This is a genomic window from Pseudomonas sp. HP_08, assembly GCF_055284095.1.
The window spans coordinates 1-16,169 of the sequence record NZ_JBTOQC010000008.1 but is presented as its reverse complement, the minus strand read 5'-3'; the positions used below and the strand labels follow the sequence as shown (position 1 = coordinate 16,169).

Annotated in this window: 11 protein-coding genes; 4 read left to right on the top strand and 7 right to left on the bottom strand. The window is 60.6% G+C overall.

What is annotated here, in order from left to right; all coding sequences use genetic code 11:
- Window positions 1-48: 48 nt before the first annotated feature.
- The 6 genes from ACYAS9_RS08800 to ACYAS9_RS08775 are packed head-to-tail and all read right to left on the bottom strand — an operon-like array spanning window position 49 to window position 7,326.
- Window positions 49-387 carry a DMT family transporter gene (locus ACYAS9_RS08800; protein ID WP_212551062.1) on the bottom strand — a complete coding sequence of 113 codons (339 nt, stop codon included), beginning with the start codon at window positions 385-387 and terminating at the stop codon, window positions 49-51.
- Complete coding sequence (locus ACYAS9_RS08795; RefSeq protein ID WP_463567918.1) at window positions 387-1,397, bottom strand: glycosyltransferase family 2 protein; 1,011 nt, start codon at window positions 1,395-1,397, stop codon at window positions 387-389. Before ACYAS9_RS08795 ends, ACYAS9_RS08800 begins: the two co-directional genes overlap by 1 nt.
- Before the next feature lie 40 nt (window positions 1,398-1,437).
- Window positions 1,438-3,924, bottom strand: coding sequence for a glycosyltransferase family 4 protein (locus ACYAS9_RS08790; protein ID WP_463567917.1), 2,487 nt, complete (start codon window positions 3,922-3,924; stop codon window positions 1,438-1,440).
- Window positions 3,924-5,321 carry a class I SAM-dependent methyltransferase gene (locus tag ACYAS9_RS08785; RefSeq protein ID WP_463567916.1) on the bottom strand — a complete coding sequence of 466 codons (1,398 nt, stop codon included), beginning with the start codon at window positions 5,319-5,321 and terminating at the stop codon, window positions 3,924-3,926. The genes ACYAS9_RS08790 and ACYAS9_RS08785 overlap by 1 nt, the downstream gene beginning before the upstream one ends.
- The gene (locus tag ACYAS9_RS08780) at window positions 5,318-6,535 is read right to left on the bottom strand and encodes an ABC transporter ATP-binding protein (protein WP_463567915.1); all 1,218 of its coding nucleotides are present in this window, start codon (window positions 6,533-6,535) and stop codon (window positions 5,318-5,320) included. The genes ACYAS9_RS08785 and ACYAS9_RS08780 overlap by 4 nt, the downstream gene beginning before the upstream one ends.
- Window positions 6,532-7,326 (bottom strand): ABC transporter permease, encoded by a 795-nt coding sequence (locus ACYAS9_RS08775; protein WP_463567914.1) that lies wholly within the window; start codon window positions 7,324-7,326, stop codon window positions 6,532-6,534. The genes ACYAS9_RS08780 and ACYAS9_RS08775 overlap by 4 nt, the downstream gene beginning before the upstream one ends.
- Window positions 7,327-7,836: 510 nt before the next feature.
- Between ACYAS9_RS08775 and gmd the strand changes: the two genes are divergently transcribed.
- The 3 genes from gmd (at window position 7,837) to ACYAS9_RS08760 (ending at window position 11,006) form a co-directional block, all read left to right on the top strand.
- Window positions 7,837-8,868: a GDP-mannose 4,6-dehydratase gene (gene gmd / locus ACYAS9_RS08770; RefSeq protein WP_463567913.1), complete on the top strand. Its 1,032-nt coding sequence runs from the start codon at window positions 7,837-7,839 to the stop codon at window positions 8,866-8,868.
- On the top strand, window positions 8,868-9,764 hold the full coding sequence (locus ACYAS9_RS08765; RefSeq protein WP_463567912.1) for a GDP-mannose 4,6-dehydratase: 897 nt from the start codon (window positions 8,868-8,870) through the stop codon (window positions 9,762-9,764). Before gmd ends, ACYAS9_RS08765 begins: the two co-directional genes overlap by 1 nt.
- Window positions 9,765-9,899: 135 nt before the next feature.
- Window positions 9,900-11,006 carry a glycosyltransferase family 4 protein gene (locus tag ACYAS9_RS08760; RefSeq protein WP_463567911.1) on the top strand — a complete coding sequence of 369 codons (1,107 nt, stop codon included), beginning with the start codon at window positions 9,900-9,902 and terminating at the stop codon, window positions 11,004-11,006.
- Between the two features lie 40 nt (window positions 11,007-11,046).
- Here ACYAS9_RS08760 and ACYAS9_RS08755 read toward each other — a convergent pair whose 3' ends face one another.
- Window positions 11,047-11,793 (bottom strand): class I SAM-dependent methyltransferase, encoded by a 747-nt coding sequence (locus ACYAS9_RS08755; RefSeq protein ID WP_212551054.1) that lies wholly within the window; start codon window positions 11,791-11,793, stop codon window positions 11,047-11,049.
- Window positions 11,794-12,281: 488 nt separating this feature from the next.
- On the opposite strand from ACYAS9_RS08755, the gene ACYAS9_RS08750 reads away from it, so the two are divergent.
- Window positions 12,282-16,169, top strand: a 3,888-nt coding sequence (locus ACYAS9_RS08750) for a beta strand repeat-containing protein (RefSeq protein ID WP_463567910.1), incomplete at its 3' end; no start/stop codon positions are given.

Below are 16,169 nucleotides of genomic sequence, written 5' to 3'. Positions count from 1 at the left end.
TTCCTGTTGGATAACGGCATGCCCGGTCAGGGCATGCCGTGAAATGTATTAGGACTTAACGGCCAGAACGATGCCAAACATGATGAACAGCACGCCGACAAAGTACTGCGTCTGGAAGCGTTCACCCAGAATGAAATGGCTGCCGATCGGTACCAGCACGAAGGCCATGGCCATCAGTGGGTAGGCCTTGCCCAGATCGATTTTCTGCAAGACCCAGACCCAGGCAATCGTGGTCAGGCCATACAGGGCAAATGCCGAGCCCAGCATGATCAGGGTCTTGATCTCGAAAAAGGTGCCGGCGCGCTGCAAGGCACCGGCACTGAGCTTGAACATGATCTGCCCGGCGGCAATGCCCACCACACACAGCACTGCAATGAGATAGACCATTACCGGGCACCCGCCTTGCGCTTGGTCTTGGTTTTGTTCAGGTGGAAGGGTCTTCTGGGCACCGACGCAATATCCTGCCCCAGAAAGGCCAGAATGAACTGGATACCCAGGATGATCGGCAGTGCTGAAAGCATCACGGTACCGGCCGGCGTCGGCACATCCGAGCCCAGCGAACCGATCCAGTGCGAGGCACCGAAGAGCAGACCCGACAGCAGCAGGATCAGACCGACCGGCAGCTCGATGGACGCCAGCGACATGTCGCGCAGGTAGTAGTTGTAGAAGATCCGCTTACCGAAATTGCGCACGTGCTTGACGAAGAACTCGCCCACGACCTGCGAGATTTTCAGGTTGCTGACTTCATCGCCATATTTGGCGTCCATCGGTACATCCACCGCCACCGCCCGCAGGGTGTTCAGGCGGAACAGCATGTCGGTTTCGAAGAAGTAGCGACGGCTGATCTTGTTCAACGGCAAGTGCTTGGCCACATCACGATGAATGGCGGTATAGCCGTTGGTGGGGTCGAACAGGTCCCAGTAGCCGGAGGAGAACTTGGTCATGAAAGACAGCGCGGCGTTGCCGAACAGGCGAACCTTGGGCATTGCGCCGATTTCTTCCAAGTCGTAGAAGCGGTTGCCCTTGGTGTAGTCGGCTTCGCCGGCAAGGATCGGGCTGACAAAGTTCATGATCAGGCCGGGATCCATCTGGCCGTCGCCGTCGATCTTGACGATGACGTCCATGTTGTCGGCAATGGCGGCCTTGTAGCCGGTCATGACTGCGCCGCCTACACCCTGGTTTTCCGGGTTACGCAGGACGACCACGCGCGGGTCGGTGCAATGCTGTTCGACATAGGCGCCGGAGTTTTCCGGGCAGCAGTCATCGACGACGTAAATCCGGTCGACTTCAGGACCTATATCGGCAATCACACCCAGGATGTGGGCAATGACCTTGTAAGAGGGAATCAGGACCGCAATGGTGCTTCGCTCTTCTGTATCGTCCGTAATGGCGGGCATACTTGCATTCATCTGTTGCTCTCAATCTTTAAAGGGTGAGTCATTGGCTTGCTGTCAGCACAGCCTTGAGCTGTTCGGCACTCTGCTCCCAGGTCAGCCAGGGCATGGCTGACGATGCCGGGTGTTCGCCTGCCTGGTAAAGGGCCAGCCAGGCGACGACCGCCGTGCTCAGGTCAGCGGGGTTCAGGCCGCTGAAGTAGAACGCATGCTCGGCGGCGATTTCACGGAACACCGGCAGGTCGCGGATGATCATCGGCATGTGGTGCTGGGCAGCCTCGATCAGCGGCAGGCCGAAGCCTTCGCCTTCGGAGGCGGCGATCAGGCAGGTGGCAGCCGAATAGACCTTTTCCAGGTACTGGTCGCTGATGCCTTCGAGCCAGAACAGCCGTTTGCCACTTTCCGGGTGTGATTCCAGGCGTGCCACCAGCGTATCGACCAGCCAGCCACGCTTGCCGATGATGACCAGGGTAATTTCGTGGCCCTGCGCCCACAGGGTTTCGAAGGCCGACAACGCCTGGGCATGGCCCTTGCGCGGCTCGATGGTGCTGACCATCAGGAAGCTGGGCTGGTGACGCAACAGGTCGAGCAGTTGCGGCGCATCGTCCGGCATGCCGGTGGATGGCAGGCTGTTGTCGATGTCGGCGCCCAGGTGGAAGCTGCTCACCTGTGGCTGGTTGCCGACATACAGTTCAGGGTGCTGGTCCAACCAGGTCTGCAGTTCGTTGGCCACCGCGGCCGAAATGCAGATCAGGTTGCTGCCGGCCAGGGCGATCTTGTGCAGCCAGTCGTTGAACATGTCGCCGGTCGGGTGTGGCCACCAGTCCGGGCGATGATGAAGCAGCAGGTCGTAGACGATGTAGCTGATCTGCACCCCCATCAGGCGCATCTGGTGATGCAGCGGGTAAAGCTGATTGGCCAGGTGCATGTTCAAGTCCAGGGACAGGTAGATATCGTCCTGGGCGAAGTCGACCAGCGAATCCTCGGTCTCGGGGAACGGCGGGTGTATCCGCGCCGTGTAGGCATTGGCGTAGTAATAACGGCCTTCGGCGTAATACACCGGGCGAACGTTCAGCCCATCAGGCGGGGCACTTAGAAACTCGTGCAGCAGGCTGCGCACCACGCGCTGAATACCGGATTTGGCGTCGCTTTGAACGATGCTGGAGACGTCGAGCAACAGTTGCCGCTGCCCTTTGCCGGCAAAGTTGAACGCGATGCTTTTCGCAACATGAAACAGTTCGGCATCGCTGGGCGTGGTGTCTGTCAGGGCTACCAGGCGTTGCAGAAGTTCGTCCTGCGGCGTGTCCTGTGCCTCGGCCGGGTGCAACTGATGACGCTGCTCCAGGGCGGCGATGGCTTTTCTGGCGGACGCATCCCAGGAAAACTTCGTGCATTGCTGGCGAGCGCTGTCGATCAGGCGCAGACGGAAGGCTTCATCTTCAAGGCCCTGGGTCAGCTTGGCGGCAATGGACTCGACCGACAGGGGATCAAACAGTGCCTCGGCGCAGCCGATGACTTCCGGCACGCTGCTGCTGTTGGAGCCGATCACTGCCGCACCGCAGGCCATGGCTTCGAGCACCGGCAGGCCAAAGCCTTCGTGCACGGACGGGAAAACGAACAAGGTGGCCTGCGAGTACAGGCCGATCAGGTCCTGGTCGTTGACGTAACCGGTCAGCACCAGTTCGCTGGGTCGGATGGCAAACTTTTCTGCCAGCGCCTGCAACTCGGCTCGCTGCGGCGCGTGCAGTTTGCTGGCGATGACCAGCGGGTAACGGCTTTTCAGCTCATCGCTCAGGCGGCTGTAGGCTTCAAGCAGGCGCGCAAAGTTCTTGCGCGGATCGAACCCCCCCGGCGCATAGAGAATGAACGGTGCCTGGATGCCCAGGCGCTCCAGGCGCTCGGCAGCACGGGCCGGATCGTCATCGGGCTTGAACTGCTCGCCAATGGCTGCCGAGATATTGGCAATGCGCTGCGGGTCGATGCTCAGGTTGTCGATGGCCTCCTGGCGCGACGAGTCGGAGATGGCCAGCAATGTGTTGGCGTTCTTCAACCAGCCGATTTTGCGCTGGTAGTACGCCTGCAAATCGGGCGTGCCGAGGTACACATCCTGGTTGAGCAGCGGAATCAGATCGTACAGAACGGTGGCGGTCTGATAAGGAGCCGGGACCGCGCCAATCGAGGTGACGGCGTTGGACAGGTAGCCTTCGAACAGGCTGCTGACCAGCACCACGTCGGGGTTCAAGGTGGCGAGAAAGCTTTCGCGCAGCACTTCGGCAGCACGCACGCTCCAAGGACTGGCACTGGCCACCTCGGGCGCCGCGAACACACGGATACGCTGCGGCGCGATCAGGCCGGCAAAGGCTGCGCGGATATCACTGAGGCTGTCGGCCAACTGGCCGTTGAGCACCAGCCATATTTCATGTTCGCCTGCGTTGCGGGCCATGGCTTGCGCCAGGGACAGCGAATAACGGCCGATGCCACGAAAGCGGCTGTCGGACTGGGCGCCTTGCAGATCGATGACAATACGCATCAACGGTTTTCCTTGCGCTCGAAGGCTTGCTTGAGTTCGGCATAAACGTGAGCCACGCGTGGGCTCGGGTGCGCGAAGTCGCCGTCAGACGCTTGCGTTGCCGCGATGATGGGGTTCAGGTCGCTCAAGGCCGGCTCGATGATGCCGTGACTCAAGGCGAACTGCCTGATGCGCTGAAACAGGCCTGGATGGGCCTTGATGAAGGTGTTGACACGCAAGCTCAGCGCGGGACGGTCGAGCACAAAGCGCATCGAGCGGTACATGATCGAGCGGGCGCCACGTTTGGGCAGCCGCAGTGACCAGCGCGCTACGCGCATAGCGAAACGAAATGGCTTGGTGATGCGCCACGAGCCGCTGTTCAGCAACCCGCTGATCTGCCCCTGGTAAGCCACGTTCTGCGCCCGCAGGTCGCCGATTTCAGAATAAATGCGCTCGAACTCGGCGTTGACGCGCAAGGACTCCTGATGGCGTTGCTCGACTTGCCCGACGGCGAACTCTTCGATCTGCTGGCAGCGCAGGTGAGCCTGTTCGGCACGCAGGTTCAGTTCGTATAGCCGGGTCTGGGTCTGGGCATGATTAGCGTCGCTACGTTCAGCAAGCTCGCGCACGGTGCCTTCAAGGTGATCGAACCGGGCGATACCATGCGTGACTTGATGGTCATAACGTGTCGCCAACAGGTCCAGCGACAGCCCGTAATCGCGCTCAAAGGCGGCGTCGAAGGCCTGCATCTGCTCGGCAGGCGCCTGCTTCTGGGCAACGACCGCGTAGTCGGGGCTGACGCCAAACAGAACGCTGACCAGGTTGACATGCTCGCCTTCGGCCAACGGTGCCGGCTCTTGCAAGCGCAGCACTTTGGAGCGCTCAAAACCGCAATATTCGGTCAAAAAGCTCAATAGCAGGTGCGGAATCGGCCGCTCGTGGCTGGGGTCGAGGTAGAAGTACTGGGCACCGACCACCAGGTTTTCCGCGTTGGGCGTTTCCAGAATCAGCAGCCCGCCGGGCTTGAGCACCCGCATGGTTTCGCTGATGAGGTCTTTGAGGACTTCAAACGGGATGTGCTCCGCGACATGAAAACCCGAAACGACGGTCAGGCTCTCGTCGGGCATGCGCTTGAGCATTTCCAGCGCATCGCCCTGCTCGACCGGCAAGCCCAGCTCATGGCAGGCCTCGAGCATGCCGGCATCAAGGTCGACGCCCAACGGGTCAAAACCGTTGCGTTGCAGGATTTCCAGCCACTCGCCACGGCCACAACCGACGTCCAGCGCCTTGCGCTCGGGGTACAGCTGTTTGAGCGGTTCGAGAAACGGCACATAGACTTGCTGACGCTCGTGGATCAGTTCCCGCGAGCCGCGATGGCGGTCTTCGAACGCACGATAAAAAGAGAAAGGTGCGCTCATCGTTGGCACTCCACGCTCGGCGGAATCCAGGCCAGGCCGACAAACTCGCTTTGCGAAATATTGACTACGTTGAACACCAGGCTCATATCCACCCATTCGTAATTGCGGGCCAGGTGGCTGTCGGTGGTGTGCAGCGCGACGGCTACCGAATACGACCCGACGCCAAGGTTGGCGATAAAGTTGAACGAATACCCCGGTGTTTCGCCGGCCTGCAGATCGTGCAGCGAGCAGGCCAAATGATGGGTATTGGTGCCGAATACCGGCTGGCCCAGGCGATCCTTGATCAGGTAGCCCACCACCAGCTCAGGAATGGCGCTGTTGATTTTGGTCTGGACGCGCAGCGACACCGTTTCGCCGACGCTGACATATTCGATGCGTTCACCGGCAGCGTTATGCAGGGTCACCGCGCCGATGCTGGCCTCACCGCTGCCGGAGCGGGTTTGTACAGAGCCATCTTCAAGCTCACGCACCTCGACCTTGGAGTTTTCTTTTTCGGCGATCAGGGCGTTGTAGAAGTCCATGACTTCTTCGGGGTTGCCGTCTTTGATGACGGTGCCTTTTTCCAACAGGATCGCCCGGTCGCACAGGGCCTGGATCGAGCCACGGTCGTGGGAAACGATCAGCAGCGTGGTGCCCTGGCGCTGGAATTCACGAATGCGTTCGAAGCTTTTATGCTGGAAATAGCTGTCGCCGACCGACAGTGCTTCGTCGACGATCAGGATGTCAGGGCGAAAGGCTGTGGCCACAGCGAACGCCACGCGCATCTGCATGCCGCTGGAGTAGGTGCGCACGGCGTCATCGAAGTAGGTGCCAATTTCAGCAAATGCGGCGATATCATCGATAACGGTGTCGATCTGCTCGGCATTGAAGCCCATCAGGCCGGCGGCATGGTAGACGTTCTGGCGCCCGGTCTGGTCGGCCGAAAAGCCCATGCCCAGTTCGAGAATCGCCGCAATACGGCCGTTGACCTGCACGTTGCCCTCCGTGGGCTGCAAGGTGCCGGTGATCATTTTCAGCAGGGTCGATTTGCCGGCGCCATTCTGGCCGACGATGCCGATGGCTTCGCCAGGCTCGATGTTGAAGCTGATGTGCTTGAGCACCCAGTGCTCTTCGCGGGCCTTGACCGGCACGCCGAACCAACTGGCGATGCGCTGCAGTTCGCTGGCGTAGGTGCGGTAGGCCTTGCCCAGGTTATTGACGGTTAGCAGGCTCATAGGACGTCCACCATTTCAGGGGCGGCGCGGCGGAACATGAACAGGCCCAACCCCAGCAGCACGACGGCAATGGCGGCGGTCAGTGCAATGCTTTGCATGTCCGGGGCGCGTGCGTAGACCAACACGTCGTGGTAGGCGCTGACGATCGGGAACATGGGGTTCATGGCCATATAGCCTTTGTATTCGTCAGGAATGATGTTGAGCGGATAGACCACCGGGGTGAACCAGAACCAGATCTGCAGCAAAATCGGAATCACCTGGCCCACATCACGCACGAAGACGTTGAGCACGCCGATGATCAGGCCCAGGCCCACAGCCAGTGCGGTTACCACCACGGTCAGCGGAATAAGCCAGAGCATTTGCCATTGTGGCCACTGCCCCAACAAGGCGAACACCACCAGCAGTGCGACGAACAGCAGCAGGTAGTTGAGCAGGCACGAACCGACGACGATCACCGGCAGGGTAATGCGCGGAAAGCGCATCTTCTTCATCAGGTTGCCCTGGTCGATGAACAGGGTCAGGCAGCGACCGATGATCTCGGAGAACAGGCTCCAGGCAAGTATCCCGGCCATCAGGTACAGGGCGTAGGCATATTTGTTTTCAATGCCGGGCAGCTTGGCGGCCAGTACGTTGGAGAGCACCAGTGCATAAATCGCAACTTGCGCCAACGGGTTGATGATCATCCATAGACCGCCCAGGCGACTACGGGAAAAGCGGGCGGAAAACTCATTGCGTATAGACGAAAACACGAAGCCCCGGTAGGCCCAGAGGCTTCTAAACAACTCCAACATTCATGACTCCTGATAAGGGTAAGGCCAGACGGCCTCACGCTTGAAATTGTGTTTCGGAAGATCCCTGTCGGGGGCCTGCCCGCCGATGGCAAAGTCCTTTGAGCTGCAGGCCGCGAAACGCAGAAAAGCCAAAAAGGAATTTCTGGAGGCGCACTATATCGCCTTCACTGCAATAGTCATCGTTTAGTCTTTCAAGCGAACGCCTGAAGAGCGGCGTTGGATGATTGGCCAGGGCATTGGTTCACCCAGCTCCGAGTGTGGAATTAAACCAACAGGCGTCGGGAATTAACTATCCGATTGAGTGTCAGTTAGCCACTAACGCACTCGGGGCATTGTTCGATTACAGCGTTTGTACTGTTTAGATACAGCCCCCACCGCCGCAGACACACGGCTTGGCGGGTCGTATATAAGCGGCCTAACCTGTATCATCGCGTCCTTTCGTTTACTGGCCGCTGCTTGTGCCAGTCGTCTTTGGCTACCCATTCTTTTTAATGGAGTAAAACCCCCAGCATGAAAGCAATCGTTACCGGCATCACAGGTCAAGACGGCGCCTACCTGGCCGAACTGCTCCTCGAGAAGGGCTATACCGTCTACGGCACCTATCGCCGTACCAGCTCTGTCAACTTCTGGCGTATCGAAGAGCTGGGCATCCAGAACAACCCTAATCTGCACCTGGTCGAATACGACCTGACCGACCTCTCTGCCAGTATTCGTTTGCTGCAAACCACTGAAGCCACCGAGGTTTATAACCTCGCTGCACAAAGCTTCGTGGGTGTGTCGTTCGACCAGCCGGTCACCACCGCCGAAATCACCGGCCTGGGCGCTGTGAACCTGCTCGAAGCGATCCGTATCGTCAATCCGAAGATCCGCTTCTACCAGGCGTCGACGTCCGAGATGTTCGGCAAGGTCCAGGCCATCCCGCAGATCGAGAGCACGCCGTTCTACCCACGTAGCCCGTATGGTGTTGCCAAGCTGTACGCGCACTGGATGACCATCAACTACCGCGAGTCGTACGGCATCTTCGCCACCAGCGGCATCCTGTTCAACCACGAGTCGCCACTGCGCGGCCGTGAGTTCGTGACCCGCAAGATCACCGACTCGGTAGCAAAGATCAAACTGGGCCTGCTCGACAAGCTCGAACTGGGCAACATGGACGCCAAGCGCGACTGGGGTTTTGCCAAGGAATACGTCGAAGGCATGTGGCGCATGCTGCAAGCCGATGAGCCGGACACCTTCGTGCTGGCCACCAACCGTACCGAAACCGTGCGTGACTTCGTCAGCATGGCGTTCAAGGCGGTCGGCATTACCCTGAAGTGGGAAGGCAAGGACGAAGCCGAGCAAGGCATCGACACCGCGACCGGTAAAGTGCTGGTCGCCGTCAATCCGAAGTTCTACCGCCCTGCCGAAGTCGAGCTGTTGATCGGCAACCCGGCCAAGGCCAAGGAAGTTTTGGGCTGGGAGCCCAAGACCAACCTTGAAGAACTGTGCCGCATGATGGTCGAGGCGGACCTGCGTCGTAACGAAAAAGGCTTCTCCTTCTGATGAATATCGCCGGTAAGCGTGCCCTGATTACAGGTATCAATGGCTTCACCGGACAGTTCATGGCCGCCGAGCTTGCCGCTCGCGGCTGTGAAGTGATCGGTACCGGAAGCCAGCCTTCGAACAGCGCCGGTTACTATCAGGCGGACCTCACGGACGCCGTGGGCTTGCGCACGCTGCTGGCCGATATTCAGCCGGACATCGTTGTGCATCTGGCGGCGCTGGCCTTTGTCGGGCATGGCGCGGCGGATGCGTTTTATCAGGTCAACCTGATTGGTACCCGTAACTTGCTGGAGGCCATCGCGGCCTGCGGCAAGACGCCGGAGTGCGTGCTGCTGGCCAGCAGTGCCAACGTGTATGGCAATGCGTCCAGCGGCATGCTCGACGAGTCGACCCTGCCGGCGCCGGCCAACGATTACGCGGTGAGCAAACTGGCGATGGAGTACATGGCGAGCCTCTGGCACGCCCGCCTGCCGCTGGTCATTGCCCGCCCGTTCAACTACACCGGCGTCGGCCAGGCCGATAACTTCCTGTTGCCCAAGATCGTTTCGCACTTTGTCCGCAAGGCCGAGACCATCGAACTGGGCAACCTGGACGTCTGGCGCGATTTCAGCGATGTACGTGCGGTGGTCAGCGCTTATCGCGGCTTGCTGGAAAGCCAGCCGATCGGGCAGACCATCAACGTCTGCTCGGGCGTGACCCACTCGCTGCGTGAAGTGCTGGACATGTGCCGGGACATCACCGGCCAGGCCATCGATGTGCAGGTCAATCCGGCGTTTGTACGGGCCAACGAGGTCAAGACCCTGTGCGGCGACAATACCCGTCTGCGCACACTGGTTGCCGACTGGCAGACCCCGCCACTTCGGGAAACCCTGAGCTGGATGTTGTCCGCCCGTTGAGTGGCACAACACCGATTCTGTAGGCGCGAGCGAAAGCTCGCGAATGCTGATGCGCAGGCCTTTTCGCGAGCGCTACGCTCGCGCCTACGGGTCTTGTGCCGGTCTTGAGAGATCGGTCCCCATTCGAGTTCCCCCATGAAGGTATTGCACTTCTTCAAGACCTATTACCCCGACACCACCGGCGGTATCGAACAGGTCATGTTCCAGCTTTGCCAGGGCAGCCGCGAGTTTGGCGTAGAGGGTCAGGTGTTGACCTTGAGCCCCAATCCGGTTCCTGAGCGTATTCAGGTCGCCGACCATCAGGTCGTGCGGGTCAAAGAGAACTTCAACCTGGCCTCTACAGGCTTTTCGTTGTCGGCGTTCTCTACCTTCAAAGCCATGGCCGCCGAAGCGGACCTGGTGCACTTTCATTTTCCGTGGCCGATGATGGACCTGGTGCATTTTGCTACCCGTCATGGTCGTCCAACGGTGTTGAGTTATCACTCCGACATCATCAAGCAGCGCACCCTGCTCAAGCTGTATGCGCCGCTGATGAACCGCATGCTGGGCAGCATGGACCGCATCCTGGTCGCCTCGCCCAACTATCAGCGCACCAGCGAAACCCTCAAGCCCTTCGCCGACAAGACCGTGGTGGTGCCGTACGGGCTGGACGAAACGGCCTATCCGCAAGTATCCGCCGAGCGCCAGGCGCACTGGCAGGCTCAGGTGCCGGGCAAGTTCTTTCTGTTCGTCGGCGTGCTGCGCTATTACAAGGGCCTGAGCACCCTGCTCGATGCCCTGGAAGGCGTGGATTACCCGGTGTTGATTCTGGGCGGTGGGCCGCAGGAGCAAGAGCTCAAGGCCCAGGCCGAACGCCTGCAACTGCGCAATGTGCGTTTTCTCGGCCGCCTGGACGACGAAGACAAAGCCTGCCTGCTGCAACTGAGCCATGCGCTGGTGTTCCCCTCGCACTTGCGCTCCGAGGCGTTCGGGATTTCGCTGCTGGAAGCGTCGATGTACAGCAAGCCGATGATCTCGTGCGAGATCGGCACCGGCACGACGTTCGTCAATATCGACGGCGAAACCGGGCTGGCCGTGCCACCGGAGAACCCGCAGGCACTGCGCGAGGCCTTGCGCCGCCTGTGGGACAACCCCGAAGAAGCCACCCGCTTCGGCGCCCGGGCCCGGGCGCGCTTTGAGGCGATGTTCACGGCGCAGCGGATGTGCGAGCGCACGGTCGAGGTTTATAGACAGCTGGTCTAAAACTGGCGGCCTGCCGGTTGTGTAACCGGCAGGCCGAGGTTTAAGCGTAGGGCTTGATCACCAGGCCCTGACCAGTTGGCAATTCCAGAACGGTCAGGCCAAACGAGGCCAGCAACGGGTCTTCGGCGGCTTTCTGCGAGCCATAACTCCACCAGCCGTAATCGTCGAGCACCAGCACGGCACCCGGCACCATGTTCGGGACGATGCGCTTGAGCGCCTCGACTTCAGCCGGGGCCTGGTTGAGGTCGACATGGGCAAAGGCGATTTTCTCGGGAAAGCCCTTTTCGAATGATTCCGGCACATAGCCCTGAATCACCTGCACGAACGGATAGTTCGCAAAGCGCTCCTTGACCTGGTTGTACAGCTGCGGGCCGTGTTCGGGCATGGCGTGGTGTTCGTCAGTCTCTTGATGCTCGAACGCATCGTACAAATAGTACTGCTTGCCACTGGAGGCCATGTCGATGCGATCGGCAATGACATTGGCAGTATTGCCCTTGTAGGCGCCCACCTCGACAAAATCGCCCGGCAGGCTGCGGGCCAGCGTGGCGAAGTGGCAGAGGATGTAGGTGCGCCAGATGATCGTCATTTCGATGTTGGAGGTGGCGTTGCGACGCATGATCTCCATGAAGCCTTCATCGGTCATGAAACTGAAGTTGCGGTTCCAGCAGATGACGTTGTCGGAGCTGTAAAAACTGTCCGGAGTGGCGACGCTTTGGCGCAGGCCTTCGAGGCTGTGCTTGAACAGTGGCAGGTTGGTGATGTTGAAGTTGTCGCCGTTCACGATCATTGCTGTTACCTCAGGTTTATTGCCCACATCGCAGGGCGCCTCGATTGGCAGCATGTGCCTGCCAGCCGGAAAAATGCTGTTTGACCCGAATCCGATCAAGACCCTTGCTGGATAGCGCGAGGCTGGGGATGACGTACTGCGCGCCGTGCGCCGACAGACGGAGGTTCCAGCGCACACTAGGGGAAGAGCCACAGAGGGTCAAGGTAGTGACAAGACTTGCGCTGCTCTGCACCGCTGATCGTCTGACACTGGAAACGGCATTCAAAAAACAGTAATAGCCATGTGATATTAGCTGTATTCTGGCCTTAGCCTCTAAGGCTATAGTTTTTAATAACCAAAAAATAAAAAAAGGCAAAAAGCCATATAAAAAGTTCTTAATGTTTCTCAAGCCTCGGTCGCTAACGGTGACACATGGGCAACCCATTCTCTCCATCAAGCTAAGGCGGCAACGCTGACAGCGCGGTTATGACCTTAAACAGGACGCGTATATGAGCTTTATTTCTTCGTTGACGACCGCGCAAGTTGCTGCCTTGAGCACCACAACCATTGCGGGTTTGGCTACTGCCGACATTGCCGCCTTCAGCACAGCGCAAATTGCAGCCCTGACCACCGCTCAGGTGGCGGTCATTACCACCGCTAACGTGGGGGTATTCACCACCGCGCAACTGCCTGGCCTGACCACCGCACAAGTCGTAGCACTGACCACCGCTCAGGTCGGTGCACTGAAAACTTCACAGGTTGCGGCGCTGAGTACTGCTCAGGTTGCAGCCTTTGAAACCGCCGATGTCGCCGCGCTGACAGTTGCCAGCGTCGCTGCGCTGACCACCGCACAGGCCGCCGCGCTGACCACCGCACAGGTGGTGGCCCTGACCACCGCTCAAGTGGCTGGCCTGACCACTGCACAAGTGGCCAACCTGACCACCGCTCAGGTTGCTGCGCTGCAAACTGTGGATGTGGCCGCTCTGACTACCGGCAGCATCGTTGCACTGACCACCGCCCAGGTGGCTGCGCTGACCACCGCCCAGGTCGCCGCCCTCAAGCCAGCTCAGATCGCCGCCCTGCAGACCGTAGACCTGGCAGCCCTGACTACCGCGCAGATCGTTGCTTTGACCACAGGCCAGGTCGCTGCGCTGAAAACCAACCAGATCAGTGCGCTGACCACTGCTCAGTTGGCGGCCATTGAAACTGCTGATATCGCCGCCCTGCCTGTTGCCAGCGTCGCGGCACTGACCACCGCACAGACCGCTGCACTGACCACGGCTCAAATCGTCGCATTGACCAGCGCTCAGGTCGCAGGCCTGACCACTGCTCAAGTGGCCAATCTGACCACCGGGCAGGTCGCTGCGCTGGAAACCGCTGATATCGGTGCGTTGACCACCGCTGGCATTGTCGCGCTGACCACCGCCCAGGTCGCTGCGCTGACTACCGCTCAGGTCGCGGCACTCAAGCCTGCTCAGATCGCCGCACTGCAAACCGTGGATGCCGCGGCTCTGACCACCGCTCAGATCGTCGCGCTGACCACGGCTCAGGTGGCTGCCCTGACCACCGCACAAGTGGCCAACCTGACCACGGCGCAGACCGCTGCCCTTGAAACCGCCGATATCGGTGCACTGACCACCGCCGGCATCGCTGCGCTGACGACCGCACAAGTGGCTAACCTGACCACGACTCAGATCGCCGCCCTCAAGCCGCTGCAAGTCGCAGCCCTGGAAACCGCTGATGTTGCAGCGCTGACCACCGCTCAAGTTGTGGCACTGACCACCGCTCAAGTCGCTGCACTGAAAACCAACCAGATCGCTGCCCTGACCACCGCTCAGGTTGCGGCTCTGGAAACAGTCGATATCGCAGCATTGCCCGTCACCAGCATTGCCGCGCTGACCACCGCCCAGGCCGCTGCATTGACCACCGCCCAAGTCGTGGCGCTGACCACCGCTCAGGCCGCCGCGCTGAAAGCCACTCAAGTGGCTGCACTGACCACCGCTCAGGTCGCGGCTTTGCAGACCGTTGACTTGGCAGCACTGACCACCGCGGCAATTGCTGCGTTGACCACCGCTCAAGTGGCCAACCTGACTACCGCACAAGTTGCGGCCCTGACCGTTGCCCAGATTGCTGCACTGCCGACTGCCGATGTCGCTGCATTGACCACCGGTCAAGTGGTCGCGCTGACCACCGCCCAGGTTGCAGGTTTGACCACTGCACAAGTAGCCAACCTGACCACTGGCCAGGTCGCTGCGCTGGAAACCGCTGACGTCGGTGCCCTGACCACCGCCGGCATCGTCGCGCTGACCACCGGCCAGGTCGCGGCACTGACCACCACACAGGTCGCGGCACTTAAACCGGTGCAGATCGCTGCACTGGAAACCGCTGACGTCGCGGCGCTGACCACCGCTCAAGTGGTCGCTCTGACCACCGCACAAGTCGCGGCGCTGAAAACCAACCAGATCGCCGCCTTGACTACCGCTCAGGTCGCCGCTCTGGAAACAGTCGATATCGCCGCCTTGCCGGCTGCCAGCATTGCTGCGCTGACCACCGCCCAAGCCGCTGCGTTGACCACCGCCCAAGTCGTGGCACTGACCACTGCTCAGGCCGCCGCCTTGAAAGCAACACAGGTCGCTGCACTGACCACCGCTCAGGTCGCTGCATTGCAAACGGCTGATCTGGCAGCCCTGACCACCACGGCCGTCGCTGCATTGACGACCGCTCAGACCGCTGCATTGACCACCGCTCAGGTCGCGGCCCTGACCGTCGCCCAAGTCGCTGCACTGCCGACTGCCGATGTCGCTGCATTGACCACCGCACAGGTCGTCGCCCTGACCACTGCTCAGGTCGCAGGTTTGACCACTGCACAAGTAGCCAACCTGACCACCGGCCAGGTCGCTGCGCTGGAAACCGCTGACGTCGGTGCCCTGACCACCGCCGGCATCGTCGCGCTGACCACCGGCCAGGTCGCCGCCTTGACCACCACTCAGGTCGCGGCCCTCAAGCCAACGCAAGTTGCTGCACTGGAAACCGCTGACGTCGCTGCACTGACCACCGCTCAAGTGGTCGCCCTGACCACCGCACAAGTAGGTGCATTGAAAACCAACCAGATCGCGGCCCTGACTACCGCTCAGGTTGCGGCTCTGGAAACCGTTGATATTGCCGCCTTGCCGGCTGCCAGCATTGCTGCACTGACCACCGCCCAAGCCGCTGCGTTGACCACCGCCCAGGTTGTCGCGCTGACCACCGCTCAGGCCGCTGCCTTGAAAGCCACCCAAGTGGCTGCGCTGACCACCGCTCAGGTGGCTGCGTTGCAAACCGTTGACCTGGCAGCGCTCACTACCGCTGCAGTTGCCGCGTTGACCACCGCACAAGTGGCAGCGCTGACCACCGCACAAGTTGCGGCACTGACCGTTGCCCAGATTGCGGCACTGCCGACTGCCGATGTCGCTGCATTGACCACCGGTCAAGTGGTCGCGCTGACCACCGCCCAGGTTGCAGGCCTGACCACTGCACAAGTGGCCAACCTGACCACTGGCCAAGTCGCTGCGCTGGAAACCGCTGACGTCGGTGCCCTGACCACCGCCGGCATCGTCGCACTGACCACCGGCCAGGTCGCTGCTCTGACCACCACACAAGTCGCTGCACTCAAGCCGGCCCAGATCGCGGCCTTGCAGACCGTGGACCTTGCTGCGCTGACCACCGCGCAGATCGTCGCCCTGACCACCAGCCAAGTCGCCGCACTCACCACTGCACAAGTCGCAGCGCTGACCACCGCTCAACTGGTAGCGCTTGAGACCGCCGATATTGCCGCCCTTCCAGTTTCCAGCGTTGCTGCGCTGACCACTGCGCAAGCGGCTGCACTGACCACCGACCAGATCGTCGCCCTGACTACTGCACAAGTGGCTGGCCTGACCACCGCTCAAGTGGCCAACCTGACCACTGGGCAGGTCGCTGCGCTGCAAACGGCCGATATCGCTTCGCTGACCACTGCCGGCATCGTCGCCCTGACCACCGCCCAAGTGGCTGCGCTGACTACCGCTCAAATCGCGGCACTCAAGCCTGCTCAAATCGCCGCTCTGCAAACCGTGGATGCCGCGGCCCTGACCACCGCTCAGATCGTTGCGCTGACCACTGCCCAGGCAGCAGCGTTGACCACCGCTCAAGTGGCCAACCTGACCACGGCGCAGACCGCTGCCCTTGAAACCGCCGATATCGGTGCACTGACCACCGCCGGCATCGTCGCGCTGACCACCGCTCAAGTGGCCAACCTGACCACCGCTCAGGTCGCTGCTCTCAAGCCGACGCAAATCGCTGCGCTGGAAACGGCTGACGTCGCTGCACTGACCACCGCTCAAGTGGTCGCGCTGACCACCGCACAAGTGGGTGCACTGAAA

Bases quoted from the DNA above. Each gene is read 5' to 3' on its own strand.
- ACYAS9_RS08800 (WP_212551062.1), bottom strand. From the start codon at position 387: ATGGTCTATCTCATTGCAGTGCTGTGTGTGGTGGGCATTGCCGCCGGG.
- ACYAS9_RS08795 (WP_463567918.1), bottom strand. From the start codon at position 1,397: ATGCCCGCCATTACGGACGATACAGAAGAGCGAAGCACCATTGCGGTC.
- ACYAS9_RS08790 (WP_463567917.1), bottom strand. From the start codon at position 3,924: ATGCGTATTGTCATCGATCTGCAAGGCGCCCAGTCCGACAGCCGCTTT.
- ACYAS9_RS08785 (WP_463567916.1), bottom strand. From the start codon at position 5,321: ATGAGCGCACCTTTCTCTTTTTATCGTGCGTTCGAAGACCGCCATCGC.
- ACYAS9_RS08780 (WP_463567915.1), bottom strand. From the start codon at position 6,535: ATGAGCCTGCTAACCGTCAATAACCTGGGCAAGGCCTACCGCACCTAC.
- ACYAS9_RS08775 (WP_463567914.1), bottom strand. From the start codon at position 7,326: ATGTTGGAGTTGTTTAGAAGCCTCTGGGCCTACCGGGGCTTCGTGTTT.
- gmd (WP_463567913.1), top strand. From the start codon at position 7,837: ATGAAAGCAATCGTTACCGGCATCACAGGTCAAGACGGCGCCTACCTG.
- ACYAS9_RS08765 (WP_463567912.1), top strand. From the start codon at position 8,868: ATGAATATCGCCGGTAAGCGTGCCCTGATTACAGGTATCAATGGCTTC.
- ACYAS9_RS08760 (WP_463567911.1), top strand. From the start codon at position 9,900: ATGAAGGTATTGCACTTCTTCAAGACCTATTACCCCGACACCACCGGC.
- ACYAS9_RS08755 (WP_212551054.1), bottom strand. From the start codon at position 11,793: ATGATCGTGAACGGCGACAACTTCAACATCACCAACCTGCCACTGTTC.